We start from the raw sequence: 25084 nt of genomic DNA on the forward strand, positions 1-25084 counted from the left end.
GATTCACTGCCCTTTTAATTAGAATGCTAAGTAAAGCAGAGCAAAGACAGGGAATGCAGCCGTTAAGCTATCGATTCTATCTAGTATACCACCATGACCAGGAATAAGATTACTGCTGTCTTTAACCCCAGAAACACGCTTGAACATGCTTTCGACAAGGTCACCAAGAACAGAGATAACAACGGTCACAAGCGTAATCACAATCATGTGTAGAGGGCTTGAGAATTGGATATTGAACAAGTCAGCAAAAATCCAAGCCACAATCACCGCGGTGATGATACCGCCAATCAGGCCTTCAATTGTCTTGTTCGGACTAACGGCTGGCGCCATTTTACGCTTACCGAAGCTCTTACCAGAGAAGTAAGCGCCACTGTCTGCAGCCCACACAAGTAGACACACAAACATCACGAGTTTTGCGCCATGGTAAGGATCAACGTCAATACCGTTAGCGCGCAAAATCACTACACTCCAAAAGAATGGCAGCAGAGTTAGTACACCAAAACCATGACGAAGAAACGATGAGTCTTTCCATGCTGGCATAGACTTAGGATAAGTCACTGCCATACCACTTGCGATTACCCACCAAATAGAACCAATCGTTAGAATGGCGTAGTGAGCACTCGATAAGTTATTTAGGCGAAATGCATCAAAAGGAATAAAAGCAAAACTTGCAGCACTTACTACAACCGTTGGAATCAACGCTAAATAACGCGATTTGCTTTCAACAAATTGAGTCCACTCCCAGTAACCCAATAGCGAGATAACCGCTAATGAAAGGATAAACGTAGGAAGTGATAACTCGAAAATTCCTAGAATAACTAGGGGAGCTAAAATCAACGCTGTAATAATTCGTTGTTTCAAACCAAAAAATCCTTATTAACTGTCCATCAGAGCTTTAATCTGCTCACCGGTGCAGCCAAAACGGCGCTCACGGTTTACAAACCAAGTCACAGCTTCTACTAAGCTGTCTTCATTAAAGTCTGGCCAGAATTGTTCAGTAAAGTACATTTCGGCGTAAGCCAACTGCCAAAGCATGAAGTTACTAATGCGGCATTCACCACTGGTACGGATCAGTAGATCAACTTCTGGAATATCCGCCATCGTCAGGTGTTGTGTAATCATAGCTTCATCAATGTCTTCTACATTAATATCGCCAGACTTTACCTGTTGAGCGATGGAAGTCATAGCTTGCTGAATATCCCACTTACCACCGTAGTTCGCGGCGATATTGATAACCATACCGGTATTGGTGCTAGTCAAAGCTTCCGCTTCTTCGATTTTCTTTTGTAGTCGATCATTGAAACGACTTTTATCACCAATAACACGCAGTTGTAGATTATTTTTATGGAGCTTTTTCACTTCACTTGAAAGCACAGAGATAAAGAGTTCCATCAAAATACCCACTTCTTCTTCTGGTCGACGCCAGTTCTCGCTACTGAATGCGAAAAGTGTAACGGCTTTAATGCCGAGTCTGGCAGCAGAAGAGATGGTTTTGCGAACGGCTTGAACACCGTTTTTATGACCAAAGACGCGAGGCTTACCCTGAGCTTTTGCCCAGCGACCATTACCATCCATAATGACAGCAATGTGTTTAGGAAGAGAGTCTGTGAACGCTTGAGAATTATGCATAAAAGAGTGAATCAAATTCTAATAGTCGAACAGAGTAGCATAAAAAAACGCTGAACAGTGAGTACAGCGTTTTTCCGGAAAGAAAAGAATATGGAAAATTAAACTTCCATCAACTCTTTTTCTTTAGTTGCTAGGACTTCGTCTACGTTCTTAACCGCAGCGTCAGTTAGCTTTTGAATTTCGTCTTGTGCTTTACGATCTTCATCTTCAGAGATTTCTTTGTCTTTAAGAAGTGCTTTTAGATCGCCATTCGCGTCACGACGGATGTTACGGATAGCAACACGACCACCTTCAGCTTCGCCACGAACGATTTTAACTAGGTCTTTACGACGCTCTTCCGTTAGCGGTGGAAGTGGAACACGGATAACCGTACCCGCAGACATAGGATTTAGACCTAGGTCAGATGTCATGATCGCTTTTTCAACTAAAGGCGTTAATGTTTTATCAAACACTGTGATTGCTAGAGTACGAGCGTCTTCAGCAATAACGTTAGCAACTTGAGTCAAAGGCGTTGGTGCACCGTAGTACTCTACTGTAAGGCCAGAAAGTAGGCTTGGGTGTGCACGACCTGTACGAATCTTTTGCAGGCTGTTTCTTAGTGCATCAACACTTTTTTCCATGCGCTCTTGAGCGTCTTTTTTGATTTCGTTAATCACAATTTCACCTTGATTATGTTCTTTCTTCAAGAAAGCTTTTTATTTGGAGTGATAAGGATAAAGCTTACCAAAGTATAGCCCCCAGTAAGCCCGAAAAATTAGTCAGCGTCGCTGATTAATGTACCTTCAGTTTCACCCATAACCACGCGGCGTAGTGCGCCTGGCTTATTCATGTTAAATACACGGATTGGCATTTTGTGATCACGTGCTAGCGTAAATGCAGCCAAGTCCATTACTTTAAGCTCTTTCTCAAGAACTGTATTGTAAGACAAAGTATCATACAGTTCTGCGTCTGGGTTTGCTACTGGGTCAGCAGTAAATACACCATCTACTTTTGTCGCTTTTAGAACTACGTCAGCTTCGATTTCGATACCACGTAGACATGCAGCAGAGTCAGTAGTGAAGAATGGGTTACCAGTACCAGCAGAGAAGATCACAACGCGACCTTGACGTAGTTGGCTGATTGCATCTGCCCAGTTGTAGTCGTCACACACACCTTTTAGAGGGATTGCAGACATTACACGTGCGTTTACGTAAGCACGGTGCAGAGCGTCACGCATAGCAAGGCCGTTCATTACTGTTGCAAGCATACCCATGTGGTCACCAACGACGCGGTTCATGCCAGCTTCAGCAAGACCAGCACCACGGAACAGGTTACCGCCACCGATAACAACACCAACTTGAACGCCTAGTTCAACCAATTCTTTTACTTCTTGAGCCATACGATCAAGGATCGTTGGGTCAATACCAAAACCTTCTTCGCCTTGTAGCGCTTCACCGCTAAGTTTTAACAGAATACGTTGATACGCTGGTTTAGGGTTCGTAGTCATGGAGTTTACCTTCCAAAGAGTTGATGATTAACAGTCATGAATAAAAACTGAGTAAGTCAGTTTGCATTCATAACCACTAACGTTGCCTTCAAAAATAGTTCACTATTCATAAAAAGACCGCAGCATTTGCCACGGTCTTTTTTCAAACAATACGCTAAGGATTAACCTTTTTGTACCGCTGCAACTTCGTCAGCGAAGCTCATTTCAGCAGCTTTCTCGATACCTTCACCAACTTCTAAACGTACGAAGTTAGATACTGCAGCGCCTTTTTCTTTAAGGATTTCGCCAACAGTTTTCTTAGGTTCCATGATGAAAGCTTGACCTGTTAGAGAGATTTCGCCCGTGAATTTCTTCATACGGCCGATAACCATTTTCTCAGCAATCTCTTGAGGCTTACCTTCGTTCATAGCGATTTCAACTTGAACTTCTTTCTCTTTAGCAACTACGTCTGCTGGTACGTCTTCTGGGTTAACAAACTCAGGACGAGAAGCAGCAACGTGCATAGCAACGTGCTTAAGAGTTTCAGCTTCGCCTTCACCAGCTACAACAACACCGATTTTCTCACCGTGACGGTAAGAAGCTAGAGCAGCACCTTGTACGTATGCTACGCGACGGATGTTGATGTTTTCGCCGATTTTTGCAACTAGAGCAACGCGAGTTTCTTCGAACTTAGCTTGTAGCTCTTCTACAGAAGCTTGAGTAGCTACTGCTTCAGCTGCTACTTCTTCTGCGAATGCAGTGAAGCTAGCATCTTTTGCTACGAAGTCAGTTTGGCAGTTAACTTCAAGAAGAACAGCTACACCGTTCTCTTCTTTGATGATGATTGCGCCTTCAGCAGCAACGTTACCAGCTTTCTTAGCTGCTTTCGCTGCGCCAGATTTACGCATGTTTTCAATTGCTAGTTCGATGTCAGCGTTTGCTTCTACAAGCGCTTTCTTACATTCCATCATGCCAGCGCCAGTGCGCTCGCGAAGTTCTTTAACTAGAGCAGCAGTTACAGTTGCCATTCTCTATTCCTCGGTTGATTCGAAAATAAGGTAAAAATCAGGGGCCAAAATGAGGCCCCCGATCTAACTATAACTTAGCTTACATTTAATAAAGATTTCAAAATCTATATTAGCTAAGCCAAGCGTGATTCAGAGCCGCTATTATTCAGCTTCTACAAAACCATCTTTTTCAGCAGCTACAGCAGCAACGTCTTTGTTACGACCTTCTTTAACCGCTTCTGCAGCAGCGTTTAGGTAAAGCTGTACTGCACGGATTGCATCGTCGTTACCTGGGATAACGAAGTCAACGCCGTCTGGGTTAGAGTTAGTATCAACTACAGCGTAAACTGGGATACCTAGGTTGTTTGCTTCTTTAACTGCGATGTGTTCGTGATCAGCATCGATTACGAATAGAGCGTCTGGTAGGCCGCCCATGTTCTTGATACCACCAAGAGACTTCTCTAGCTTCTCCATTTCACGAGTGCGCATTAGAGCTTCTTTCTTAGTTAGCTTGTCGAAAGTACCGTCTTGAGCTTGCGCTTCAAGTTCTTTCAGACGCTTGATAGACTGGCGAACAGTTTTGTAGTTCGTTAGCATACCGCCTAACCAGCGGTTGTTAACGTAGAACTGGTTGCTGTTTACAGCAGCTTCTTTAACAGCTTCAGATGCAGCGCGCTTAGTACCAACGAAAAGAACTTTACCTTTCTTCTCACCAACTTTAGCGATTTCTGCTAGAGCTTCGTTGAACATTGGTACAGTTTTTTCTAGGTTGATGATATGTACTTTGTTACGAGCACCAAAGATGAATGGCTTCATTTTTGGGTTCCAGTAACGAGTTTGGTGACCGAAGTGAACACCAGCTTTAAGCATATCGCGCATTGATACAGTTGCCATTTTAAAATCCTCTATGGGGTTAGGCCTCCACATCCCCCATGAATCCGACCCCTAACAACTAACCACTTTTCAGCCGTTATCTGTGTTGTTGAAGCACCCCGGAACATGTGACGGAATGTGTGTGATTTAAAGATATAAGTTAGTGGATACCAAAGCCTGTTTCGCCAGTTGGAGAAAACAGTCCTGATGTCCGGCGCGCTTTATACCATATTTTGTCTATCTATGGCTAGAAAAAAATCGAAAAATGGCGACTGCAATACTGATCTCTAAAGGTAAATTTCCTCTATAAAATAGTGTCTATATCAAACGGCTTCTGCATCCGTTAGCTGAGCGTTATTTAATCACGTCAGCAGTATCCACCAGTATTGTACGGACATGGTAATGTTGCGCTAAATTGCTGCACTGATAGAATAGCCTGAATATGCACACTTAGGTGCTACCAAATTAAGAGATATGCAATGGCTGTAAAAATTAAAACTGCTGAAGAAATTGAAAAAATGCGCGTCGCCGGCAAGCTGGCTGCTGAAATTCTAGAGATGATCGAACCTCACATCCAAGTAGGTACGACGACAGAAGAGCTAAACCAAATCTGTCATGACTACGCTCTAGAAAGAGGCGCATACTCAGCACCACTTGATTACCACGGTTTCCCTAAGTCTATCTGTACGTCTATCAACCACATCGTGTGTCACGGTATTCCAGCATCACAAGACGAAACTGGTAGCACAGGTCAATTTAAGCCTGCTGTACTTAAAGATGGCGACATCCTTAACGTAGATATCACAGTAATCATCCCTGACGACGAAAATGCAGATCTAAGCACTCGTCCTCAAGGCTACCATGGTGATACGTCTAAGATGTTCCTTGTAGGTGAAGTTTCACCAGCAAACAAGCGTCTATGTATGGTTGCTCAAGAAGCGCTTTACGAAGGCATGCGCCAAGTGAAGCCAGGTGTTCAACTTGGTCAAATCGGTACAGCTATCGAGAAGTACATCAAGACCAACAACAAGAACAACCCTCGCGCTAAGTTCTCTATCGTTAAAGATTACTGTGGTCACGGTATCGGTTCTGAGTTCCACGAAGATCCGCAAGTTGTACACTACAAAAACAACGACCGCACAGTACTAAAAGCGGGCATGTGTTTCACTATCGAGCCAATGATCAACGCCGGTAAGTTTGGCTGCCGTCTTGATGACGAAGATAGCTGGACAGTGTACACAGCAGACAGCAAGAACTCGGCTCAATGGGAGCACACGCTAGTCGTAACTGATACAGGTTGTGAAGTTCTAACACTGCGTAGCGATGATACAATTCCACGTATCATGAAAAACGCTTAGTTCACTGAGCTAAACGCATCTAACCTTTTAAATATCCTCGCATTGTCGAGGATATTTTTTTATCCGCTCAATTTCGATTTTCCACCAGCTTCTGGTAAATTGTTTAGTATTCTCATTTGCTTGCACGGATAGCAGACTATGCCTTATCAATGCCCTCTTACGTTCAATGACGAACAAATTGAAATCTGCGAATTAAAAAATCAGCTCGAGATCTTCACGCAGTACCAAAAAAATGAATTCCTAAATCACCACCCTGTCACTGACTTGGTATTGCTCCGCTCTGAATACATGGACTTGTTACTCAGACGCTTATGGGAGCACTTCGGTTTTAGCAACCTACCTCATATCTCTCTGGTTGCTGTGGGCGGTTATGGTCGTGGTGAACTTCACCCGCTGTCGGACATTGATATCTTAATCGTATCTCAAAAAACATTACCACCAGCCCTTGGTGAAAAAGTCAGTCAGTTCATCACCTTGCTATGGGATTTAAGGCTCGAAGTTGGCCACGCGGTGCGTACCATTGCTGAGTGTATTGATATTGGTTTCGATGATCTAACCGTTGCCACCAACCTACAAGAATCACGCTTATTGTGCGGCAGTGAAGATACCTTTCAAGAACTTAAACTGAAGATTCATTCTGATTCATTTTGGCCAAGTGAGACCTTCTACAAGGCAAAGATTCAAGAACAGAGAGAGCGTCATGCGCGCTACCACGATACCACTTACAACCTTGAACCTGATATCAAATCTACGCCAGGCGGCCTACGAGACATCCACACACTCAGTTGGGTGGCACGCCGCCACTTCGGTGCGACCTCTCTGCTTGAAATGAGCAAGTATGGCTTCCTTACTGATGCTGAGTATCGTGAGCTCGTGGAATGCCAAGATTTCTTATGGCGCGTTCGCTTCGCACTGCATATTGAGTTGCGCCGCTACGACAATCGCCTGACGTTTGCCCATCAAGCACAGGTCGCCGAACACCTTGGCTACACAGGCGAAGGCAACCGCGGTGTCGAAATGATGATGAAGGAGTTTTATCGAACCCTTCGCCGCGTAGCAGAGCTCAACAAAATGCTGCTCAAGCTATTCGACCAAGCGATCATTAATGGTGGTGAAACAGAAGAAGCTGAAATTCTCGATAATTACTTCCAGCGTCGAGGCTCATTGATAGAAGCGCGCAAGCCTGCCCTATTCCAAGCAAGGCCGGAAACCATTCTCGATATGTTTATCCATATCGCCAATGACTCTTCCATCGAAGGAGTTAGCCCTCCAACATTGCGACAGCTACGAACAGCACGTCGCAGGCTCAACCGCTTCCTACATACCATTCCAGAAGCGCGTGAGAAGTTCATGACCTTGGTTCGCCATCCCAATGCACTGCACAAAGCGTTTAGCTTAATGCACAAATTGGGCGTGCTCTCAGCGTATTTACCGCAGTGGAGCCAGATCGTCGGCCAGATGCAATTCGACCTGTTCCATGTTTACACCGTCGATGAACACAGTATTCGACTGCTCAAACACATCAATCGCTTTAGTCAAATTGAAAACCACGACAAGCACCCTATTTGTTGTGAAGTCTACCCACGAGTGCAGAAGAAAGAGCTATTGATCCTAGCCGCTATCTTCCACGATATCGGTAAAGGCCGTGGCGGTGATCACTCCGAGATAGGTGCGGTAGAAGCATACTCTTTCTGTATTGAACATGGCTTATCGAAACCAGAAGCCAAACAAGTGGCATGGCTAGTACAAAACCACTTATTGATGTCTGTTACCGCTCAACGTCGCGATATTTACGACCCAGAAGTGATAACCGAATTCGCCAAAAAGGTACGTGACGAAGAGTCACTAGAGCTACTGGTTTGCCTAACCGTCGCCGATATTTGTGCAACAAACCCAGAGCTATGGAACAGTTGGAAACGCACCCTACTCGCAGAACTATTTCACTCAACTCAGCGTGCGCTGCGCCGCGGCCTAGAAAATCCGGTCGACGTTCGAGATCGTATTCGTCACAACCAACAAATGGCATCCGCCCTACTGCGTAAAGAAGGCTTCACCGCTCGTGAAATTGAGGTGTTGTGGCAACGTTTTAAAGCCGACTACTTCTTACGTCATACACACAAGCAGATCGCATGGCATTGTGAACATCTACTACGCCTAGAAGATCCAAGCCAGCCTTTGGTTTTGATCAGCAAAAAAGCGACACGAGGCGGAACAGAAGTGTTTGTTTACAGCAAAGACCAAGCAGCACTGTTTGCCACCGTGGTTGCCGAGCTCGACAGACGTAACTTCAACGTTCATGACGCTCAGGTTATGGCGAGCAAAGATGGTCATGTTCTGGATACCTTTATCGTACTGGATCAGCATGGTAATGCGATTGACGAAGCAAGACACAAGGCTGTCGCAAAACATCTGACCCATGTTCTAGCCGATGGTCGCCCAACGAAGATTAAAACACGTCGCACGCCACGTAACTTACAGCACTTCAAGGTCAAAACTCTGGTTGAGTTCTTACCAACTAAGAGTAAAAAACGCACCTTGATGGAACTAAGAGCACTCGATACACCAGGGCTACTGGCACAAGTTGGTGCAACCTTCGCAGAGTTAGGTATCAACCTTCATGGCGCTAAAATTACGACCATTGGCGAACGTGCAGAGGATTTGTTTATTCTGACCAGCGACACTGGTGGGCGACTTTCTGAAGAGCAAGAGCAGGCGCTCAGAGAGAAGCTAACCGAGCATGTTTCCGAGCTTGCGCCTTAGAATGCGAATGAAGTACAACTCGCTGGTTTAATGACCAAATAAGTGTGGGCGAAAATAGAGAGCGATCTTGCCCACAACTTACAATCAATTCACAGATATCAACTATCTAGCTCGTTGTTAGGCTGCTACATTGATTAAGTCAATTACATAAATGTATTACATTCATAAACTAGAGGTCGCTTATGTATCCAAACCTCACTGGCTTAGGTATCCACGAGCCTAAACAGATTGAACGTTACTCCCTTCGCCAAGAAGCACACAAAGATATCCTTAAGATTTATTTTCGTAAGCAGAAAGGCGAGCTGTTCGCGAAAAGCGTGAAGTTTAAGTACCCACGACAAGTAAAAAGTGTGCTTGTTAGTGGTGGCAATAATCAATACAAAGAAGTGACTGAGATTAACCGCAACCTCACGCTTGTGATTGATGAGCTTAATAAGATCACTAAACCTACGCTAACGACTGAGATCGATGTAAAACAGAAGATCCTGACCGACCTACGTCATTTAGAAAAAGTGGTGTCTAGCAAGATCGCTGAGATCGAAGCGGATCTAGAAAAACTAAAATGATCCCGATACTAGACAACTAGTGCTCATTATTAGTTGGTCTGTTTAGATTATACGGACAATAAAAAGGGCTGATATCACTATCAGCCCTTTGTTTTATCGAACTTTTATTTAGACGATCGTGCTTGCGCATCGACTAAATTTGTATCCCACTCAAAGGCTTCAAATAACTGTAGCCAAGTTTCATCAAGACTTGCCTTCATCACTAATTCTTCTTTAGTGAAAGGGTGAATAAAGCGCAACTCTGAAGCGTGCAGTAACAAACGGTGTGAATCCAAGTTTTCACGGAATAGGCGGTTATGCTTGCCGTCACCGTGAGAAGTATCCCCAACAATTGGGTGTCTTAGGTGGGCCATATGACGGCGCAGCTGATGTTTACGGCCAGTCTTCGGCAACATCTCTACTAAGCAGTAACGGCTAGTCGGAAAACGCCCTGTCGAATATGGTACTTCCACTTTTGCCAAAGGTTCATAAGCCGTCACGGCCTCTTGTGCTTCTTTGTCCTCTTTTGCAAACTTATCCGCAATCTTGTCTAGCTCGACCTTAAGTGGGTAATCAAGTGTATCGCCCTCTTCTATCCAACCACGAACAATTGCATGATAAGTCTTTTGCATCTCATGGTTAGCGAACATCGGCATCACCTCAGAAGCAACTTCACTTGAGAGTGCGAACACCAATACGCCAGAAGTCGGCCTATCTAAACGGTGCAATGGGAACACGTGTTGACCAATTTGGTCACGCAGAGTCTGCATTACAAATTGAGTCTCATGTTTATCTAGCCATGAGCGGTGCACCAGCATTCCTGCAGGCTTATTTACCGCGACAAAGTACTCATCTTGATAAATGATCTCTAACATTAGGCGCATACCTCATCAATGCTTTGAATCGTCACTAGTAGCTCAGCTTTGTCCGCCTCGTTTTTCCACACCTCACCAAAATATGGATGAATAGCAAACCCTTTAGGTAAAGGCATTTGCGCGTCAATCATCGCATTGATCTTTACGATGAAGACCCACTGTAACCACTCTTCGGGTTGCAACGAATCGATCGCAAAAGGTTCAACGCTCGCTAGAGATTCATCCGACGGTGCAACGCTACTCCAGAGGGAGCATTGCCGCATTTGTTGTTCTAATTGTTGAAGTAATGGAGGTAACTTTGTGGCAGCTGTCATTTTTCACCAAGTTATTTATGTAGTGACCTTGAAATTGGGGCATAGAGTACCATCTATTGAAGAAAGAAAGTTAGGAGCTTATTACTATGGAAACCATTCACACGCTCACTCAGTTATTGAAGAATAGCGGTTGCCAATACGATATCTACGATCTCGGTCGTCGTATCCAGAAGATCGACAACACCTTATTCTCAGATGTTGAGCAAGGGAAACAACCATACCCATTTCCACTTCAGAAACAAGCTCACTTAGCGATCAGCTACTGGAATGAACAGAAGCAGCCATGGATCTGGTTCTTAAAATTCAAACTGGATGAAAGAGGTCTACTCAACCAAGCCGATGTAGGTAACTTTTTAAAGTTCGTATTAGAAGCGATGGGTACACGTTTAAGTGGTGAGATCAGCGAAGAGCAACAAGAGAAGCTGTCGAACAATCCGTACACCTTCAAGCCTTCTGAAGACAAAATGGCGGTATTTCATAGCCAAGTAAGAGCAGAATTAGATCTTGCGACCAGCCAATACTACGAACATGCTCAGCACTACTTCACCGGTGAATTAGGTTGGGACAATTGGCAGACTGTTGGCCTTCAAGGCATCACTGATATGTGTGCCCGTCTTGGCAGCCAAAAAAATGGTGTCGCGATTCGTAAAGCCTTCAATAAGCTACCTTCTGAGCCACTTTACGCGACATTAGGCGCACTTGAGCACACGCAAATTAATGACAAGCTGGCTCAACGCTTACAAGAAATGGCAGAGAGCGAGATCAACAGCAGTGAACCAGACCTGTTCTTGTTATCTGCACTGGTGCGTGCCCTATCAGGTGCAGAGCCAAGCATCACCAATGCAGTGATTAACCAAGTTCTGGCGAGCCCACGCTTAAGTCATCAAGAAGTCCTGGTTGGTTTAGCAGGTCGAAGCTGGCACGCTCTACAAGACCCAGTAATTGCCGAGCAATTCTTATTGCGCCTCGCACAAACGGGCAATCAAAACCTCTTCAACCAGCTATTTGCTGATCTGGTGATGATTCCCGCTCTGAGAATGGTATTTTTGCCATTGCTGAACTCAAACCCATCTCCAGAATTGGCGAATGCACTGGTCGAGTTACAACAGGCGACTAAAGCTTAGTAATACTTAGCAACTAGCTGATAAACTCAATAAAACTGCTTAAAGCTAGAGTTAAATAGGAAGAAAAAGTAAAAGGAAGTATGGATTAAATGATAGATAACTTATTGGCTATTTTGTTTCTGTGCTTCCTTTGCTTTCTGTTTTGGCAGCAGCGCAGGCAATCTGAGCTTGCAAAAGCTGCCATTTCGAGAAAGTGTAAAGAGCTCGACTTGCAACTGTTAAGTGTTGCCTTTAGTGGTCATCAACTGAAGATGCGCCATGAACTCACGACCATTTGGCGCTGGCACACCATTTACCAATTTGAGTTTTCAGCGTTAGGGGATGACTGTTACAAAGGGAAACTGACCATGGTAGGTTTCCGTTCTACGCGGTTTGAGCTACAGCCTCATAGAATGTAACGTCGCAGTAAGCGGTGTATCGATATTCATGATAAGGGCCAAACTGATCTTGTTTGGTCTCTTTAAATACAAAGCCGAGTTTTTCTAAAAGCTTGATCGATGGATTCTGACCGACATTAACGGTCGCGAAAACATTCGTTAAACGCTCTTCAAAGCACACCAAATTAAAGAAAGGTTTCAGTACCTCACTGGCAAAACCTTGATTCCAATATTCTTTATCCAAGATAAAACCTAACTCGTGTTTACCTTCTTCTGATGAGATAAATACATGCCCAAGATATTCTCGGGTTTGGTTATGGATAATGGCACGGCAAAAGCCGACGTTGTCTTGCAGTATCTCTTGAAATAGTTGCTTCGCAAAAGCGATAGAATGCGGTCCATTCATTTCTGCTCGATTAATCGGGCAGCAGTTGAGCTTGATAAAGTCGTGCTGTAGCTGTTCGGTATAAGGTACTAACAGCGTTCTTGAGGTTGCTATCGTCATAAAACACTCCTTGTGTTGACCGTTAGCATAAAGGCAGATGTATTGCTCCTAAATAAAGATCCTCTAGATGGGTGAAATGTCCTGATAAAGAAAAGCCCCGACACCGAAGTGTCAGGGCTAGGGTCTTACTCGCAGCAGTCCGGCTACTAATTAATGCTCCATGCATCATCCATAATAGTGGCTGTAATCCTTCAGCTCTTTCCTTTACTTCGCCGTCCTAGCGGTGTCCAATCATCCTAAAAGCTAACAATCCTAGTTAGCGTACATCACTTGTTCCGTGAGCGGTGTCCTTTACATCATCCTGATGCTAATCCAACCCTTTATCCTAAAGGTGTCCATTGTCATTCCGTTGCAGCTAACTTCCTATTAACTGACTGTGTCCCTACAATGTCCTTGCGCTCCATGCTTGATCACTCAATCCTAAGTAACCAAATCTTCATCCTGAAGATAACCAATTCCTTGGTGCTTTCCTGTTCCGTGTCAGAATCCTTCCGACAAGGTTTAATTTACGCGATTTTGGATTTCGGACAATAGATTTGCATCACATTTTGAATTCAACCAAGTTGTTAATTATATAAAACAATTAAAATTCAACACCTTAACCATGTGCATATCAATATCTCTAGAGAAGTATTCGCGTTATCTCACAGCGTTTGTAAGAGATCTCTCACACGCCATAGGCAGTTTTATGATTCGCTATCGGTCACCGGAGCGAGTAAAATGACCAAAGACTAAAAAATGGAGGTCAACATGCTGACAAAAGATGTTTCTGAAGAGCTGAAATCAGTGCTTGAAGGACTGCAAGCACAAGGCAAAGAGCCAACCGTTGCGTTAGTAAAAGCTCGCATGAGTACATCGGTTCCAATGCCTGCGTTAATCACGACCATTAAAAGCTGGAAAAACGCGAACCGCGTTCCCAAGGTAGAAGTCGCTGCACAACAAGAACCAGAGGTCGATCGTATTGGCCAACTAGAAAAACAAATTCTTGAACTTACCGCTCGCGTCGCCACGCTTGAAGCCAAATTAGCTGAACGATAAGTTAGCCGAGAAAAATAAGTTAACAAAAATAAATCAACAGATTAGCTAACAGAGAAATAGAACACTATGAAGATATGGGTTGATGCGGACGCTTGTCCTAAGGTTATCCGAGAAACCATCGTACGCGCAGCTGAGCGAACCGGTGTTGAATGCACCTTCATCGCGAACCACGTTGTCCCTGTACCGAAGCGTAACAACATTCACTCTATTCAAGTGCCAAGCGGATTCGATATCGCCGACAATGAAATAGTAAAACGTACAGAGAAAGGCGATCTCGTGATTACGTCAGATATTCCTCTGGCTGACGAGGTGATCACTAAAGGCGCACTCGCGCTGAGTTCTCGTGGTGAGCTTTATACAAAAGAGACCATTAAAGCGCGCCTAAACATTCGCGACTTTATGGAAACCATGCGCTCAAGTGGCATCCAGACAGGAGGCCCAAGCTCACTTTCTCAAACAGACCGCCGTGAGTTCGCTAACCACCTTGATCGCCTACTAGCAAAGCGCTAATCCTCCCTTCTTCTCCAGAGAGATCTGGGAACGTCTCATTTAGGCAACAAAGAGCTCTGTGAAATTTTAATCGACCTACTCCGTTCTTGATATTTATTACAATAACGGAGTATTGATTATGGTTCGTCACATCGCTTTAGCACTGTTCATCACCTTAGGAAGCACTCAAGTATCCTTCGCCAATCAAGATATGGCATCATTGGCGCCAGCCTCACCTTCGGCGAAAGTGTTTTTTCTACCAGAGTGCTCCGCAACTTGGTGCGACAGCCTACCTCTTTTATTCTAGCTCTAAAGGCTTTATTGATGGCAGCTTAGCAAACGGGCAACTGCTGCCATTTGTCGGACTATCTGGAAGCTGGCGTTTCGCTGAAGTATCAGACACCTTCATTGACCTACCCAATGGCATTCAAGACAGAGATGGCAATGGCGAACTCAGGATAATGCTGGGGACAGTAGGCACTAGGCTCACCTACTGACACGACGTAACCTCAGAGCATAATCGCTACGAAGTTCAGCTGCATCTAGGCAGGACGTTAGAAACATGGGTAAAGCCATTAATCATTATCTCCTACCTCGAAGTCGATTATCGTGACAAAAAACTCTCTGAGCACCTCTACAGCATTTCAAGCAGCGAGTCCTCAGCGTCAGGGCTAGATCAGTTTGATGCGGAGTCTACCTTTGTTTATCAAGCAGGGCTCATTGGCCTCTATCAATTTACACTGCGCTGGATTGGTATCAGCAAAATGGAATTGACTCACCATGATTCAAACAGACCTCTCATCCAAAGGGATATAGGGTGGTCGCTAGGGTTTGGGATAACCTACCGATTTTCAGGCTTGTAATCCCTATCTTCCAATAAAGAAAAAGCCCGCACAATGTGCAGGCTTTCGGTGTAATCATAAAACAATGATTAGATTCTATGGCGTGTAGTACGTTGCTGCACCTGGGCCAACTGGCAAACCAAATACGAATACCCACACGTAGAACATTAAGCTCCAACCAACGATGAATACGATCGAGTATGGAAGCATAGTTGCAATCAAAGTACCAATACCTAGGTTCTTCATGTAACGCGTTGCTACAGCAAGGATAAGACCAAAGTAGCTCATCATTGGAGTAATGATGTTCGTTGTTGAATCACCGATACGGTAAGCCGCTTGAATCGTTTCTGGTGCGTAACCAACAAGCATTAGCATTGGAACAAAGATAGGTGCTGTTACTGCCCACTGAGCAGAAGCTGAACCGATCATCAGGTTAATGAAGCCACACATTAGGATGAATGCGAAGAACAACATTGGACCTGTTAGGCCGATGTCTTGTAGGAAGCTCGCACCCGCTACTGCGAATACTTGACCGAAGTTAGTCCACTTGAAGAAAGCAACAAACTGAGCAGCGAAGAATACAAGTACGATGTACATGCCCATAGAAGACATAGACTTAGACATTGCATCGATAACGTCGCGGTCAGTTTTCATTGTGCCGGTAACTTTACCGTAAACGAAACCAGGAACTGCGAAGAATACAAAGATGAACGCTACGATACTCTTAAGGAACGGAGAACCTGCTACCGTGCCAGCTGCAGAACGCAGAACGCCGTCTTCAGGAACAATTGTCCAAGCAAGAAGAGCTGATACTGCTAGAACTGCGATACCTGCTAGCTTAAGACCTTTTTTCTCAACGTCTGTTAGCTTGCCCATTTTATCGTTTGATAAATCTTCAGACGCTTCTTCGTCGTTGTATTTACCAAGTTTTGGTTCAACAATCTTCTCCGTTACGAATGCACCTGTAATTGCGATGAAGAAAGTAGATACAAACATGAAGTACCAGTTTGACTCTGGACCAACGGTGTAAGTCGGGTCAATCATTTGTGCTGCTGTTTCTGTAATACCAGAAAGCAGAGGATCAACCGTACCGATTAGAAGGTTTGCAGAGTAACCGCCAGATACACCAGCGAATGCTGCCGCTAGACCGGCAAGAGGGTGACGACCTAAAGAGTGGAAAAGCATTGCTGCAAGTGGAATCAGTACCACGTAACCTAGCTCTGAAGCTGTGTTAGAAATGATACCTGCGAATACCACAGTTACTGTAACCATGCGCTTAGACGCGCCCATTACCATGCCACGCATCGCAGCAGATAGTAGACCTGAGTACTCCGCAATCGCTACACCTAGCATTGCAACTAGCACGGTACCTAATGGCGCAAAACCAACAAAGTTTTTAACTAAATTAGTTACGATAAGTTGTAAGCCTTCAGCATTAAGTAAGCTTACAACATGGATCATGCCGTCAGCAGCACGACCTGGAGCACCTTCTGGACGAGGGTCCATAACAGATACTTCAAAGTACCCTGCAATACCAGAAGTAACTAAGATTGCGACACAGAAGATTGCGAAAAGAGTGATAGGGTGGGGTAATAAATTCCCCAAATACTCAACACCATCGAGAAAACGGGTAAAAATGGGTTTCTTTGGCGAGTTATTTTTTATTGAAGCTGATGAACTCATCAGTTCCCTCCTTGTAGTGATTCCTATGCAATTGTGACAAAAATGTTCAAATTGCAGGCGAAGGGTACGCGACAAAATAATCAAATAGAAATTCAAAATGTTACAAAATGTGTAACAAACGACGACACTTAACTATAATTTAACAATTACCTAGCAAATAAAACCAAAATAAACACAAAAACTAGCTTTATAATTCACAACCACACATTCATCATTAATATGATTTTATGATATAACCTCTTGATTAGTTTAAAAATAGAGTTCATCGTACGATAAGTAGCCACTCGGTATTTAATCAACTTGCATATGAAGGAAAAGAAAAAACGTTAAATGAATAAAGTTTGACTTTCCCCTCATTTTTTACAGGCGTGCCGAAACTAATTGACTGTTTATTTTTGTACCGCTTTGAACCTTGGGTTGGTTTTGCAGATTACATAGAGGCGTCCTCTACGCTTAACGATTTGACAATCTGGGTGACGGCTCTTGGCACTTTTAAGTGATTTTACAACCTTCATCTATTTAGCTCCCTTACCAAATTGACCAAAGCGGCGAGTAAAGTTCGCCACACGACCTTCTTTATGAATCACTCGTTGCTTACCTGTATAGAAAGGATGAGACTTTGAAGACACTTCAATAGTGAAGTAAGGATAAGTATTACCATCTTCCCATTCGATAGTGCGGTCTGTTTTCAAGGTTGAACCTATCAAGAAGTATTCATCAACACTGGTATCATGAAAAACCACGGTGCGGTAATCAGGATGGATATTTGGTTTCATTTGTTTCCCCTAAACTATTATTTGATATGTTATAACATGACAAATGATAATAATTATCAAATGAAAGGCAAGTTAATTTATGATATTTTCCGGTCATAGATCGTAATTAGAGAACCTTCCCCCATGTACTCCATAGAACCTATTGGCTTTATAGAATCTCCCTATAAAGAGAAGTTCGCGGTGCCAAGGCAGCCTAGGTTGGTGCCGACATCAACCTCTAGAGTAAGGCTTGTTGACGCTTCAAACTGCCTAGAGTCGGTTCGCAACATCAAGCAATTCAGCCATGTGTGGCTCCTATTTCTGTTCGACAAAAACCTTGAAGCAGGCTGGAAGCCTACGGTGAGGCCACCTCGACTGGGTGGTAATGAACGTATTGGGGTTTTTGCATCTCGAGCCACATTCAGACCCAATGGAATTGGCATGTCAGCGGTAGAGTTAAAAGGCGTATCTCAAGATAAAGGGCAAACTTGGCTAGACCTTGGCAGTGTCGATTTAGTCGACGGGACACCAATTATCGACATCAAGCCTTACATCCCCTACTCCGATTCCATTCCGGATGCACAGGGAGGGTTTGCAGCCGAAGAGCCAGAGGTGTTAGAGGTTAACTTTTCACAGCAGGCACAAAGCAAACTAGCACAGCACCCAGAGGCGCGCCATATTATTCAAGTGATCAAAGAGGTATTAGGCCAAGATCCTCGCCCCGCCTATAAGAAAGGCAAAACAGACAACAAGGAATATGCGGTAAATTTGTTCGATCTCAACGTAAAATTCGTTGTTGAGGCGCTTTTCATCAATGTAACTGACATTGAACGCTTTTGAGATCCCAAATAGGCTGATATTATATACGGCTATATCGGATTTACTGCTGCCAATAGCAGCAGTAAATTTACTTTTATTAATGATGAAACGGATACCATAGAATGCGTACCAGTAACTATCTTCTTTCTACTCTGAAAGAGACTCCAAACGACGCAGAAGTTATCAGCCACCAGCTGATGCTACGTGCAGGTATGATCCGTAAGCTAGCTTCAGGTTTATACACTTGGCTACCTACCGGTCTGCGTGTACTGCGTAAAGTCGAAAACATCGTTCGCCAAGAGATCGATAATGCAGGTGCAGTTGAGACTTTAATGCCCGTAGTGCAGCCGTTTGAGCTATGGGAAGAGACTGGTCGTAGCGAAAAAATGGGCCCAGAACTACTGCGCTTTACTGACCGTCATTCTCGTCCGTTTGTTCTTAGCCCAACAGCTGAAGAAGTAATCACTAGCCTAGTTCGTAACGAAGTAAACTCGTACAAACAACTGCCACTGAACTTGTACCAGATTCAAACTAAGTTCCGTGATGAGCGTCGTCCACGTTTTGGGGTTATGCGTGCTCGTGAATTCTCTATGATGGATGCGTACAGCTTCGACATCGACAAAGAAGGCTTAGAAAAGTCTTACCAAGCGATGCACGATGCTTACTGTAATGCATTCGACCGCATGGGCCTTGAGTACCGTCCAGTACTAGCAGACTCAGGCGCTATCGGTGGTAGTGGTTCTCAAGAGTTCCACGTACTAGCTGAAAGCGGCGAAGACCTAATCGCATTCTCTACAGAATCTGATTACGCAGCAAACATCGAGAAAGCTGAAGCACTTGCTCCAACTGAAGAAGCTGCTGTACCAACTCAAGAGATGGAACTGGTTGATACTCCAAACGCGAAAACTATCGCAGAATTGGTAGAGCAACACGGTCTAGCAATCGAGAAAACCGTTAAGACTCTATTCGTTAAAGCTTCTGATGAAGTAGATTCAGACATCATTGCTCTAATCATCCGTGGCGACCACGAACTGAACGAAGTGAAAGCGGAAAACCTTCCACAGGTTGCTTCTCCACTAGAGATGGCTTCTGAAGAAGAAATTCGTGCACTCGTTGGCGCTGGCCCAGGTTCACTTGGCCCTGTAGGCCTAGAGCTACCATTCATCGTTGACCGCTCTGTTGCTGTAATGAGCGACTTCGGCGCGGGTGCAAACGCAGACGGTAAGCACTATTTCGGTATCAACTGGGGTCGTGACGTTGAGCTTGCTCAAGTAGAAGACCTACGTAACGTAATCGAAGGCGACCTAAGCCCATGTGGCAAAGGTACGCTTCAGCTTAAACGTGGTATCGAAGTTGGTCACATCTTCCAACTGGGTAACGTTTACTCACAAGCAATGAACTGTGGTGTACTTGGCCCTGACGGTAAGAACGTTATCCTTGAGATGGGTTGTTACGGTATCGGTGTATCACGTGTTGTTGCTTCTGCAATCGAGCAGAACCATGACAAATACGGCATCATCTGGCCAGACGCACTAGCGCCTTTCCAAGTTGCTATCGTTCCTATGAACATGCACAAGTCTGAAGAAGTTAAAGAAGCAGCTGAGAAGCTATACGCTGAACTAACAGCTATGGGTATCGAAGTACTATTCGATGACCGTAAAGAACGTCCAGGTGTAATGTTCTCTGACATCGAGCTAATTGGTATCCCTCACACTATCGTGATCGGCGACCGCTCAATGAAAGAAGGTAACTTCGAGTACAAGAACCGTCGTGCTGGTACTAAAGAAGCTGTTGCTATCGATTCAATCGTTGAACACGTTACTTCTCAATTTGCTAAATAAGCAAACTCTGTCAAGTAAGTGACCTTGCAAAGCAAATAATAGAAGGCTGCCATCTGGTGGCCTTTTTTATTCCTCCTATTCACCTTCACTCACTCTCTCATTTCTCGATAAAGTAAATAACGTAAGTTAATCCCCGGTTCATCTTTAATTACGTATATTAGGTTCATCAACTCATTAGACGCGTTTACCATTGGAGGTATCGATGGATCTTAAAAGCCTACTTAACCAAGCACTTAAGTCAGACCTTGTTAAACAAGGCACTCAGAAACTCTCACAAAGCTCATCTGGCCTAAGCGGCCCTAAACAGGGCAGTAAAGACAGTAACAAAAGTACACTTGGTCTATTAGGTGCAGGAGCAGTTGGCGGCGGGTTGCTAGGAGCTCTCATGGGCTCGAAGAAAACCAAGAAGATTGGCAAGAAGGCCGTTGGTATTGGTGGAGCAGCAGCACTTGGTGCATTGGCATACAAGGTATATAACGATTACCAAACCAAACAAGGTACACCGGACTCCTCTCCTCAAGCCACCTTTGATGAGCAAGATGCTTGTCATAACCTACTTATTCTACGCTCTATGATTGCGGCTTCTAAAGCGGACGGTCATGTCGATGAGCAAGAGATGGCTAAAATTGAACAAGCCGTCGAAAACATGGGCGCAGATTATCAGCTGACTAAGTTAGTGTCTGAAGAGCTGCACAAGACGCTCGACCCAAGCGAAATCGCTCAACTCGCAAGCTCACCGCAACAAGCCAGTGAGATCTACTTAGCCTCTTTGATTGTGGCTGATGAGCAGAACTTCATGGAAAAGGCTTATCTCAAAGAGCTCGCCAAGCAACTCAACCTTGCAGATGAAGTGAAATACCAGCTGGAGCAGCAAGTCGCGGGCTAGTCGACCAATCACTGGTTAACTGGTCACCTAATAACGTGACAAACCGAAACGCAATAAAATGAGATATTGAGCAAGGACAAACTAACTCTGATCTTCTTCAGATCCGCTTTGTTTTTGCTTATCTCTATGTGTATATTGAGATCAGTTATCATTGGGTTAGGTATAAAAATGAAAGTATACGATTGTTGTGATTTGGTACGTGAACTGTACTCTCAAATTGGTAGTGGTGACCAAGGCTACATCCCTCAAGCGATCACTTGTGCTTTAAAAACGTTAAACGACCTTGCAGCAGATGAGTCTCTTCCTAAAGAAGCTCGCGAACGCGCAGCATTTGCAGCTGCTAACCTACTCATTTCAGATTTCGAGGACTAATATGAACCTCTCTAATTTTGAAAAGATGGATCCTGTTATGTTGATGAGCATCGTCAACATGAAACTACGTGACGACTTCGGCGGAGACTTGGACCAAGTGGTTAACTTCTATGAAATCGACAAAGCAGCATTAATCTCTAAACTCGCCTCTGCGGGTTTTGAATACCTGCCAGAAGCAAAACAGTTTAGATAATGATGTAAATTCAGATTGATAAATAAAGGCCAACTCGATGTTGGTCTTTTTATAGGTATAAGTTTCAACCAACATAGCCTACAGAATATAAATTATCTCCTCTTGACTCTCTTTTTATATCTTAGACTCTAAGAACGCGCCTTGAATCGTAACGTGTAGTTGTATAGTCTACCTCAAATAGCAAATAATAAATCATCAACCAACTTGATGATCGCGAAGGATTAACAATGAAAAGACTCGGACTTTTAACAGTGTTTACTGCAGCTCTTACAGCGGGTTGTGCTTCAAATACTCAGCAAGACAATTTTCGTGAAGCCTCTTTTGAGCTGTGTAATACCGAAGTCGATATTTACTCTGTAAGCCATGATGAAAGAGTACGTATCGTCTGTTCTGATGGCTCTAAGTTCGCTTTAAACAGCGAAGATACACTAGAGGTGATGCGCGAAATCAACATCGATTACTGTGATGGCGAAGGCCTAGGTAAATTTAACGAAAGCCGTAATTACTACTCGTTCAAGTGTAAATCAGGCACCCTGCTTAGCATCAAAAAATAGAACCAACACAAACAAACACAAAGGGTTAATGTGAAAGCATTAGCCCTTTTTAGAGCCTGCCTTTCTCTACTCTCAAAACCACCAGTCACCAGATACAAAAAGGCCCCAAAAGGGACCTTTAAAAGCTCTTTTCAAAGTAGATGAGCGAAGTTCAAGGAGCTCTCACGGAGTTTGCGCTAGCAAATGAGTATGTGCGACACAGAAATTCTTTCACTCTCTAAACATTTCTATGCCAATAAAAAAGCTCCTATAGAAGGAGCCTTTTTTATTATCGTTTTTCAAAGTAGTTGTTTGAAATTCTAGGAGAGTACGCGGAGCTTACGAATGTAAGTGAACATGCTCGACAACGAAGTTCAAATTACTAATAAGAAAAAATTAAGCGTAAACCGGTAGACGCTGACAGATTTCTAGCACTTTTGCTTTTGTCGCTTCGATAACAGACTCATCACCCATGTTATCTAGGATGTCACAGATCCAACCTGCTAGCTCTTTTGCGTCTGCTTCTGAGAAACCGCGACGAGTGATAGAAGGAGAACCGATACGGATACCTGACGTTACAAACGGGCTGCGCGGGTCGTTTGGTACTGAGTTCTTGTTTACAGTGATGTTTGCTGCACCTAGTGCTGCATCTGCTTCTTTACCAGTGATGTCTTTGTTGATTAGGTCAACTAAGAACAGGTGGTTCTCTGTAGAACCTGAAACGATGTTGTAACCACGCTCAAGGAATTCAGCAACCATTGCTTTTGCGTTAGCAACTACGCGTGCTTGGTACTCTTTGAATTCTGGCTCTAGTGCTTCTTTGAACGCTACTGCTTTACCAGCGATAACGTGCATTAGAGGACCACCTTGGCCGCCAGGGAATACTGCTGAGTTCAGCTTCTTGTAAAGATCTTCGCCTTCGTTAGAAAGGATTAGACCGCCACGTGGGCCTGCTAGCGTTTTGTGCGTTGTTGTTGTAACAACGTGCGCGTGTGGAACTGGGTTCGGGTAAACACCTGCTGCGATTAGACCAGCTACGTGAGCCATATCTACGAATAGGTAAGCACCTACTTTGTCCGCGATCTCACGCATGCGCTTCCAATCACAGATTTGAGAGTAAGCAGAGAAACCACCGATGATCATCTTAGGCTTGTTCTCGATAGCCAGCTTTTCCATCTCTTCGTAATCGATTTGACCTGCTTCGTCGATACCGTAAGGGATGATGTTGTAAAGCTTACCAGAGAAGTTTACTGGAGAACCGTGAGTTAGGTGACCACCGTGCGCTAGGCTCATACCTAGAACGGTATCGCCTGCGTTCAGTAGCGCCATGTATACAGCGTTGTTTGCTTGAGAGCCTGAGTGAGGCTGTACGTTAGCGTACTCAGCACCAAACAGCTCACATGCACGTTCAATTGCTAGAGTTTCAACTTTATCTACGTACTCACAACCACCGTAATAACGCTTGCCTGGGTAGCCTTCAGCGTATTTGTTTGTTAGCTGAGAACCTTGAGCTTCCATTACACGTGGGCTTGTGTAGTTTTCTGAAGCGATAAGTTCGATGTGCTCTTCCTGACGAAGAGTTTCTTCTTGGATAGCTGCGAATAGATCCGCATCGTAATCAGCAATGTTCATGTCACGCTTAAGCATCTGTATCTCCTGACTCAGATTGTACTGAAAGTTTCAAAAAAACCACACAATGACCGAAAGCAAACGTTTCCGTCACCATTTTGATGTGACGCATTCTACAGAATTTGATCTGGGTCATAAAGAGCTAATTGCAATTTTATCATGCAGTTTTTTCATAATCACAAATAAGATTCATCATGGTTATCGGCTTATCCAACCAAAGATGTCCCTTACTGTCAATTTTACGATTTACACCCTGTAAAACGCAGATTACATAGGTTTACCTTAATTTTGGACCTCTAGCTACCGAAAGCTTAAGTTTTTAACTACTATGCACGCCTTTATTGATTAGGTAATTATTAAAACGATGGAAAAACACTCACGTAAAGAAGATTGGATTGCAGTCCTGACGGGCACGTTTTTAGTAGCGTTAGGCGTCTTCTTTTTACAGTCTGCGAATCTGCTTACCGGTGGTACAACTGGTTTGGCTCTACTGTTGAGTCAATTTTTGCCTGTAACCTTTGGTATTTTATACTTTGCCGCTAACTGTCCATTCTATTTATTAGCATGGAAGCGTTTTGGCTGCAGCTTTGCGATCAGCAGTGCAATTTCCGGCGCTTTAGTGTCTGTATTTGCCGATCATTTATACTTGGTTATTTCGCTCGAAGTTCATAATGAGATCTACTGCGCCGTTGCCGGTGGCTTATTGATGGGCTTAGGTATGCTGATTCTGTTCCGTCATCGTTCTAGCCTGGGTGGCTTCAACGTCTTGTGTTTGTTTATTCAAGATCGCTACGGCATCTCAGTGGGTAAAACTCAAATGGCGATCGACGCGTGTATTCTGTTTGCCTCGTTCTTCTTTGTATCGCCTTGGGTGATTGCAGTGTCAGTGCTAGGTACAGCGGTATTGAATATCGTACTAGCGATGAATCATAAGCCAACGCGCTATTCTGTGAACTACGCGTCTTAATACCAGCTATCCAATCAATGAATTACTAGCTGTCTTTCATAACGAAAACAGCTAGTATTTAGCTTTTGCGCACCCTATCCAGCACAAATAGCTCACTTAAAGATTAGACAGATTGAATAAATGTAAGTGGAGCAATCCAAAGCCTTGATGGTAAGCTTATGACCAACTGGGATACTAAAGGTCATGCGCTTGATTTTTTGATCAG

At 44.1% G+C, this 25084-nt stretch carries 27 protein-coding genes and 1 pseudogene; 15 read left to right on the forward strand and 13 right to left on the reverse strand.

The window, feature by feature from the left end:
- Positions 1-18 precede the first annotated feature (18 nt).
- The 6 genes from ACTRWI_RS06015 to rpsB form a co-directional block, all read right to left on the reverse strand.
- Positions 19-861, reverse strand: a complete 843-nt coding sequence (locus tag ACTRWI_RS06015; RefSeq protein ID WP_499129887.1) for a phosphatidate cytidylyltransferase — start codon at positions 859-861, stop codon at positions 19-21.
- A gap of 15 nt (positions 862-876) precedes the next feature.
- The gene (uppS, locus tag ACTRWI_RS06020; RefSeq protein ID WP_004738590.1) at positions 877-1629 is read right to left on the reverse strand and encodes an undecaprenyl pyrophosphate synthase; all 753 of its coding nucleotides are present in this window, start codon (positions 1627-1629) and stop codon (positions 877-879) included.
- 98 nt (positions 1630-1727) lie between these two features.
- Positions 1728-2285 (reverse strand): ribosome recycling factor, encoded by a 558-nt coding sequence (gene frr, locus ACTRWI_RS06025; protein ID WP_004738588.1) that lies wholly within the window; start codon positions 2283-2285, stop codon positions 1728-1730.
- A 98-nt stretch (positions 2286-2383) separates the two neighbouring features.
- Positions 2384-3115: a UMP kinase gene (gene pyrH, locus ACTRWI_RS06030; protein WP_004738586.1), complete on the reverse strand. Its 732-nt coding sequence runs from the start codon at positions 3113-3115 to the stop codon at positions 2384-2386.
- A 161-nt stretch (positions 3116-3276) separates the two neighbouring features.
- Positions 3277-4122: a translation elongation factor Ts gene (tsf, locus tag ACTRWI_RS06035; RefSeq protein WP_499129888.1), complete on the reverse strand. Its 846-nt coding sequence runs from the start codon at positions 4120-4122 to the stop codon at positions 3277-3279.
- A 141-nt stretch (positions 4123-4263) separates the two neighbouring features.
- The gene (rpsB, locus tag ACTRWI_RS06040; protein ID WP_063524560.1) at positions 4264-4995 is read right to left on the reverse strand and encodes a 30S ribosomal protein S2; all 732 of its coding nucleotides are present in this window, start codon (positions 4993-4995) and stop codon (positions 4264-4266) included.
- Positions 4996-5453: 458 nt separating this feature from the next.
- Between rpsB and map the strand changes: the two genes are divergently transcribed.
- From map to ACTRWI_RS06055, 3 genes are all read left to right on the forward strand, one after another.
- Positions 5454-6332: a type I methionyl aminopeptidase gene (map, locus tag ACTRWI_RS06045; protein WP_004738580.1), complete on the forward strand. Its 879-nt coding sequence runs from the start codon at positions 5454-5456 to the stop codon at positions 6330-6332.
- A 138-nt stretch (positions 6333-6470) separates the two neighbouring features.
- Positions 6471-9092 (forward strand): bifunctional uridylyltransferase/uridylyl-removing protein GlnD, encoded by a 2622-nt coding sequence (glnD, locus tag ACTRWI_RS06050; protein ID WP_499129889.1) that lies wholly within the window; start codon positions 6471-6473, stop codon positions 9090-9092.
- Between the two features lie 182 nt (positions 9093-9274).
- The gene (locus ACTRWI_RS06055) at positions 9275-9658 is read left to right on the forward strand and encodes a DUF3461 family protein (protein ID WP_499129890.1); all 384 of its coding nucleotides are present in this window, start codon (positions 9275-9277) and stop codon (positions 9656-9658) included.
- A 104-nt stretch (positions 9659-9762) separates the two neighbouring features.
- On the opposite strand, the gene truC is transcribed toward ACTRWI_RS06055, so the two are convergent.
- Positions 9763-10512 carry a tRNA pseudouridine(65) synthase TruC gene (gene truC / locus ACTRWI_RS06060; protein ID WP_499129891.1) on the reverse strand — a complete coding sequence of 250 codons (750 nt, stop codon included), beginning with the start codon at positions 10510-10512 and terminating at the stop codon, positions 9763-9765.
- Positions 10512-10826: a YqcC family protein gene (locus ACTRWI_RS06065; protein WP_499129892.1), complete on the reverse strand. Its 315-nt coding sequence runs from the start codon at positions 10824-10826 to the stop codon at positions 10512-10514. The genes truC and ACTRWI_RS06065 overlap by 1 nt, the downstream gene beginning before the upstream one ends.
- Before the next feature lie 86 nt (positions 10827-10912).
- Here ACTRWI_RS06065 and ACTRWI_RS06070 point away from each other — a divergent pair, with 86 nt between their 5' ends.
- The gene (locus ACTRWI_RS06070) at positions 10913-11950 is read left to right on the forward strand and encodes a DUF3549 family protein (RefSeq protein WP_499129893.1); all 1038 of its coding nucleotides are present in this window, start codon (positions 10913-10915) and stop codon (positions 11948-11950) included.
- 89 nt (positions 11951-12039) lie between these two features.
- Positions 12040-12348 carry a DUF3301 domain-containing protein gene (locus tag ACTRWI_RS06075; protein ID WP_499129894.1) on the forward strand — a complete coding sequence of 103 codons (309 nt, stop codon included), beginning with the start codon at positions 12040-12042 and terminating at the stop codon, positions 12346-12348.
- Here ACTRWI_RS06075 and ACTRWI_RS06080 read toward each other — a convergent pair.
- Positions 12314-12832 carry a GNAT family N-acetyltransferase gene (locus tag ACTRWI_RS06080; protein ID WP_499129895.1) on the reverse strand — a complete coding sequence of 173 codons (519 nt, stop codon included), beginning with the start codon at positions 12830-12832 and terminating at the stop codon, positions 12314-12316. The genes ACTRWI_RS06075 and ACTRWI_RS06080 overlap by 35 nt on opposite strands.
- A gap of 750 nt (positions 12833-13582) precedes the next feature.
- On the opposite strand from ACTRWI_RS06080, the gene ACTRWI_RS06085 reads away from it, so the two are divergent.
- The 3 genes and pseudogenes from ACTRWI_RS06085 to ACTRWI_RS06095 all read left to right on the forward strand — a co-directional run.
- A complete protein-coding gene (locus ACTRWI_RS06085) occupies positions 13583-13870 on the forward strand; it encodes a hypothetical protein (protein WP_434566130.1) in 288 nt (95 codons plus the stop codon).
- 66 nt (positions 13871-13936) lie between these two features.
- Positions 13937-14380 (forward strand): YaiI/YqxD family protein, encoded by a 444-nt coding sequence (locus ACTRWI_RS06090; RefSeq protein ID WP_004738567.1) that lies wholly within the window; start codon positions 13937-13939, stop codon positions 14378-14380.
- Positions 14381-14868: 488 nt separating this feature from the next.
- Positions 14869-15222: pseudogene (locus ACTRWI_RS06095) on the forward strand (MipA/OmpV family protein); the annotation flags it as partial.
- 75 nt (positions 15223-15297) lie between these two features.
- Here the strand turns inward: ACTRWI_RS06095 and ACTRWI_RS06100 are convergent.
- The 3 genes from ACTRWI_RS06100 to ACTRWI_RS06110 all read right to left on the reverse strand — a co-directional run bounded on the left by ACTRWI_RS06100 (position 15298) and on the right by ACTRWI_RS06110 (position 17660).
- The gene (locus ACTRWI_RS06100) at positions 15298-16884 is read right to left on the reverse strand and encodes an AbgT family transporter (RefSeq protein WP_499129896.1); all 1587 of its coding nucleotides are present in this window, start codon (positions 16882-16884) and stop codon (positions 15298-15300) included.
- 389 nt (positions 16885-17273) lie between these two features.
- Positions 17274-17399: a type B 50S ribosomal protein L36 gene (ykgO, locus tag ACTRWI_RS06105; RefSeq protein ID WP_005380299.1), complete on the reverse strand. Its 126-nt coding sequence runs from the start codon at positions 17397-17399 to the stop codon at positions 17274-17276.
- A complete protein-coding gene (locus ACTRWI_RS06110; RefSeq protein ID WP_499129897.1) occupies positions 17400-17660 on the reverse strand; it encodes a type B 50S ribosomal protein L31 in 261 nt (86 codons plus the stop codon).
- A gap of 123 nt (positions 17661-17783) precedes the next feature.
- Here ACTRWI_RS06110 and tsaA point away from each other — a divergent pair, with 123 nt between their 5' ends.
- From tsaA to ACTRWI_RS06140, 6 genes are all read left to right on the forward strand, one after another.
- A complete protein-coding gene (tsaA, locus tag ACTRWI_RS06115) occupies positions 17784-18479 on the forward strand; it encodes a tRNA (N6-threonylcarbamoyladenosine(37)-N6)-methyltransferase TrmO (protein ID WP_499129898.1) in 696 nt (231 codons plus the stop codon).
- Positions 18480-18580: 101 nt separating this feature from the next.
- Entirely contained in the window at positions 18581-20299 is a 1719-nt protein-coding gene (locus tag ACTRWI_RS06120; RefSeq protein WP_499129899.1) for a proline--tRNA ligase, read from the forward strand.
- A gap of 202 nt (positions 20300-20501) precedes the next feature.
- Positions 20502-21185, forward strand: coding sequence for a tellurite resistance TerB family protein (locus ACTRWI_RS06125; RefSeq protein WP_499129900.1), 684 nt, complete (start codon positions 20502-20504; stop codon positions 21183-21185).
- A gap of 168 nt (positions 21186-21353) precedes the next feature.
- Positions 21354-21557 (forward strand): YaeP family protein, encoded by a 204-nt coding sequence (locus ACTRWI_RS06130; protein WP_499129901.1) that lies wholly within the window; start codon positions 21354-21356, stop codon positions 21555-21557.
- 1 nt (position 21558) lies between these two features.
- Positions 21559-21750, forward strand: a complete 192-nt coding sequence (locus tag ACTRWI_RS06135) for a DUF4250 domain-containing protein (protein WP_499129902.1) — start codon at positions 21559-21561, stop codon at positions 21748-21750.
- A gap of 227 nt (positions 21751-21977) precedes the next feature.
- Positions 21978-22304 carry a hypothetical protein gene (locus ACTRWI_RS06140; protein ID WP_004738554.1) on the forward strand — a complete coding sequence of 109 codons (327 nt, stop codon included), beginning with the start codon at positions 21978-21980 and terminating at the stop codon, positions 22302-22304.
- Positions 22305-22679: 375 nt separating this feature from the next.
- Here the strand turns inward: ACTRWI_RS06140 and glyA are convergent, their stop codons facing one another.
- Positions 22680-23930, reverse strand: a complete 1251-nt coding sequence (gene glyA, locus ACTRWI_RS06145; RefSeq protein WP_499129903.1) for a serine hydroxymethyltransferase — start codon at positions 23928-23930, stop codon at positions 22680-22682.
- 346 nt (positions 23931-24276) lie between these two features.
- Between glyA and ACTRWI_RS06150 the strand changes: the two genes are divergently transcribed.
- The gene (locus ACTRWI_RS06150; protein ID WP_499129904.1) at positions 24277-24879 is read left to right on the forward strand and encodes a YitT family protein; all 603 of its coding nucleotides are present in this window, start codon (positions 24277-24279) and stop codon (positions 24877-24879) included.
- Positions 24880-25084 lie beyond the last annotated feature (205 nt).

The sequence above is a fragment of the Pseudoalteromonas sp. G5_S1_14_S5 genome (assembly GCF_054968605.1).

Bases quoted from the DNA above. Each gene is read 5' to 3' on its own strand.
- uppS (WP_004738590.1), bottom strand. From the start codon at position 1,629: ATGCATAATTCTCAAGCGTTCACAGACTCTCTTCCTAAACACATTGCT.
- pyrH (WP_004738586.1), bottom strand. From the start codon at position 3,115: ATGACTACGAACCCTAAACCAGCGTATCAACGTATTCTGTTAAAACTT.
- tsf (WP_499129888.1), bottom strand. From the start codon at position 4,122: ATGGCAACTGTAACTGCTGCTCTAGTTAAAGAACTTCGCGAGCGCACT.
- rpsB (WP_063524560.1), bottom strand. From the start codon at position 4,995: ATGGCAACTGTATCAATGCGCGATATGCTTAAAGCTGGTGTTCACTTC.
- map (WP_004738580.1), top strand. From the start codon at position 5,454: ATGGCTGTAAAAATTAAAACTGCTGAAGAAATTGAAAAAATGCGCGTC.
- glnD (WP_499129889.1), top strand. From the start codon at position 6,471: ATGCCTTATCAATGCCCTCTTACGTTCAATGACGAACAAATTGAAATC.
- ACTRWI_RS06055 (WP_499129890.1), top strand. From the start codon at position 9,275: ATGTATCCAAACCTCACTGGCTTAGGTATCCACGAGCCTAAACAGATT.
- truC (WP_499129891.1), bottom strand. From the start codon at position 10,512: ATGTTAGAGATCATTTATCAAGATGAGTACTTTGTCGCGGTAAATAAG.
- ACTRWI_RS06065 (WP_499129892.1), bottom strand. From the start codon at position 10,826: ATGACAGCTGCCACAAAGTTACCTCCATTACTTCAACAATTAGAACAA.
- ACTRWI_RS06070 (WP_499129893.1), top strand. From the start codon at position 10,913: ATGGAAACCATTCACACGCTCACTCAGTTATTGAAGAATAGCGGTTGC.
- ACTRWI_RS06075 (WP_499129894.1), top strand. From the start codon at position 12,040: ATGATAGATAACTTATTGGCTATTTTGTTTCTGTGCTTCCTTTGCTTT.
- ACTRWI_RS06080 (WP_499129895.1), bottom strand. From the start codon at position 12,832: ATGACGATAGCAACCTCAAGAACGCTGTTAGTACCTTATACCGAACAG.
- ACTRWI_RS06085 (WP_434566130.1), top strand. From the start codon at position 13,583: ATGCTGACAAAAGATGTTTCTGAAGAGCTGAAATCAGTGCTTGAAGGA.
- ACTRWI_RS06090 (WP_004738567.1), top strand. From the start codon at position 13,937: ATGAAGATATGGGTTGATGCGGACGCTTGTCCTAAGGTTATCCGAGAA.
- ACTRWI_RS06100 (WP_499129896.1), bottom strand. From the start codon at position 16,884: ATGAGTTCATCAGCTTCAATAAAAAATAACTCGCCAAAGAAACCCATT.
- ykgO (WP_005380299.1), bottom strand. From the start codon at position 17,399: ATGAAGGTTGTAAAATCACTTAAAAGTGCCAAGAGCCGTCACCCAGAT.
- ACTRWI_RS06110 (WP_499129897.1), bottom strand. From the start codon at position 17,660: ATGAAACCAAATATCCATCCTGATTACCGCACCGTGGTTTTTCATGAT.
- tsaA (WP_499129898.1), top strand. From the start codon at position 17,784: ATGTACTCCATAGAACCTATTGGCTTTATAGAATCTCCCTATAAAGAG.
- ACTRWI_RS06120 (WP_499129899.1), top strand. From the start codon at position 18,581: ATGCGTACCAGTAACTATCTTCTTTCTACTCTGAAAGAGACTCCAAAC.
- ACTRWI_RS06125 (WP_499129900.1), top strand. From the start codon at position 20,502: ATGGATCTTAAAAGCCTACTTAACCAAGCACTTAAGTCAGACCTTGTT.
- ACTRWI_RS06130 (WP_499129901.1), top strand. From the start codon at position 21,354: ATGAAAGTATACGATTGTTGTGATTTGGTACGTGAACTGTACTCTCAA.
- ACTRWI_RS06135 (WP_499129902.1), top strand. From the start codon at position 21,559: ATGAACCTCTCTAATTTTGAAAAGATGGATCCTGTTATGTTGATGAGC.
- ACTRWI_RS06140 (WP_004738554.1), top strand. From the start codon at position 21,978: ATGAAAAGACTCGGACTTTTAACAGTGTTTACTGCAGCTCTTACAGCG.
- glyA (WP_499129903.1), bottom strand. From the start codon at position 23,930: ATGCTTAAGCGTGACATGAACATTGCTGATTACGATGCGGATCTATTC.
- ACTRWI_RS06150 (WP_499129904.1), top strand. From the start codon at position 24,277: ATGGAAAAACACTCACGTAAAGAAGATTGGATTGCAGTCCTGACGGGC.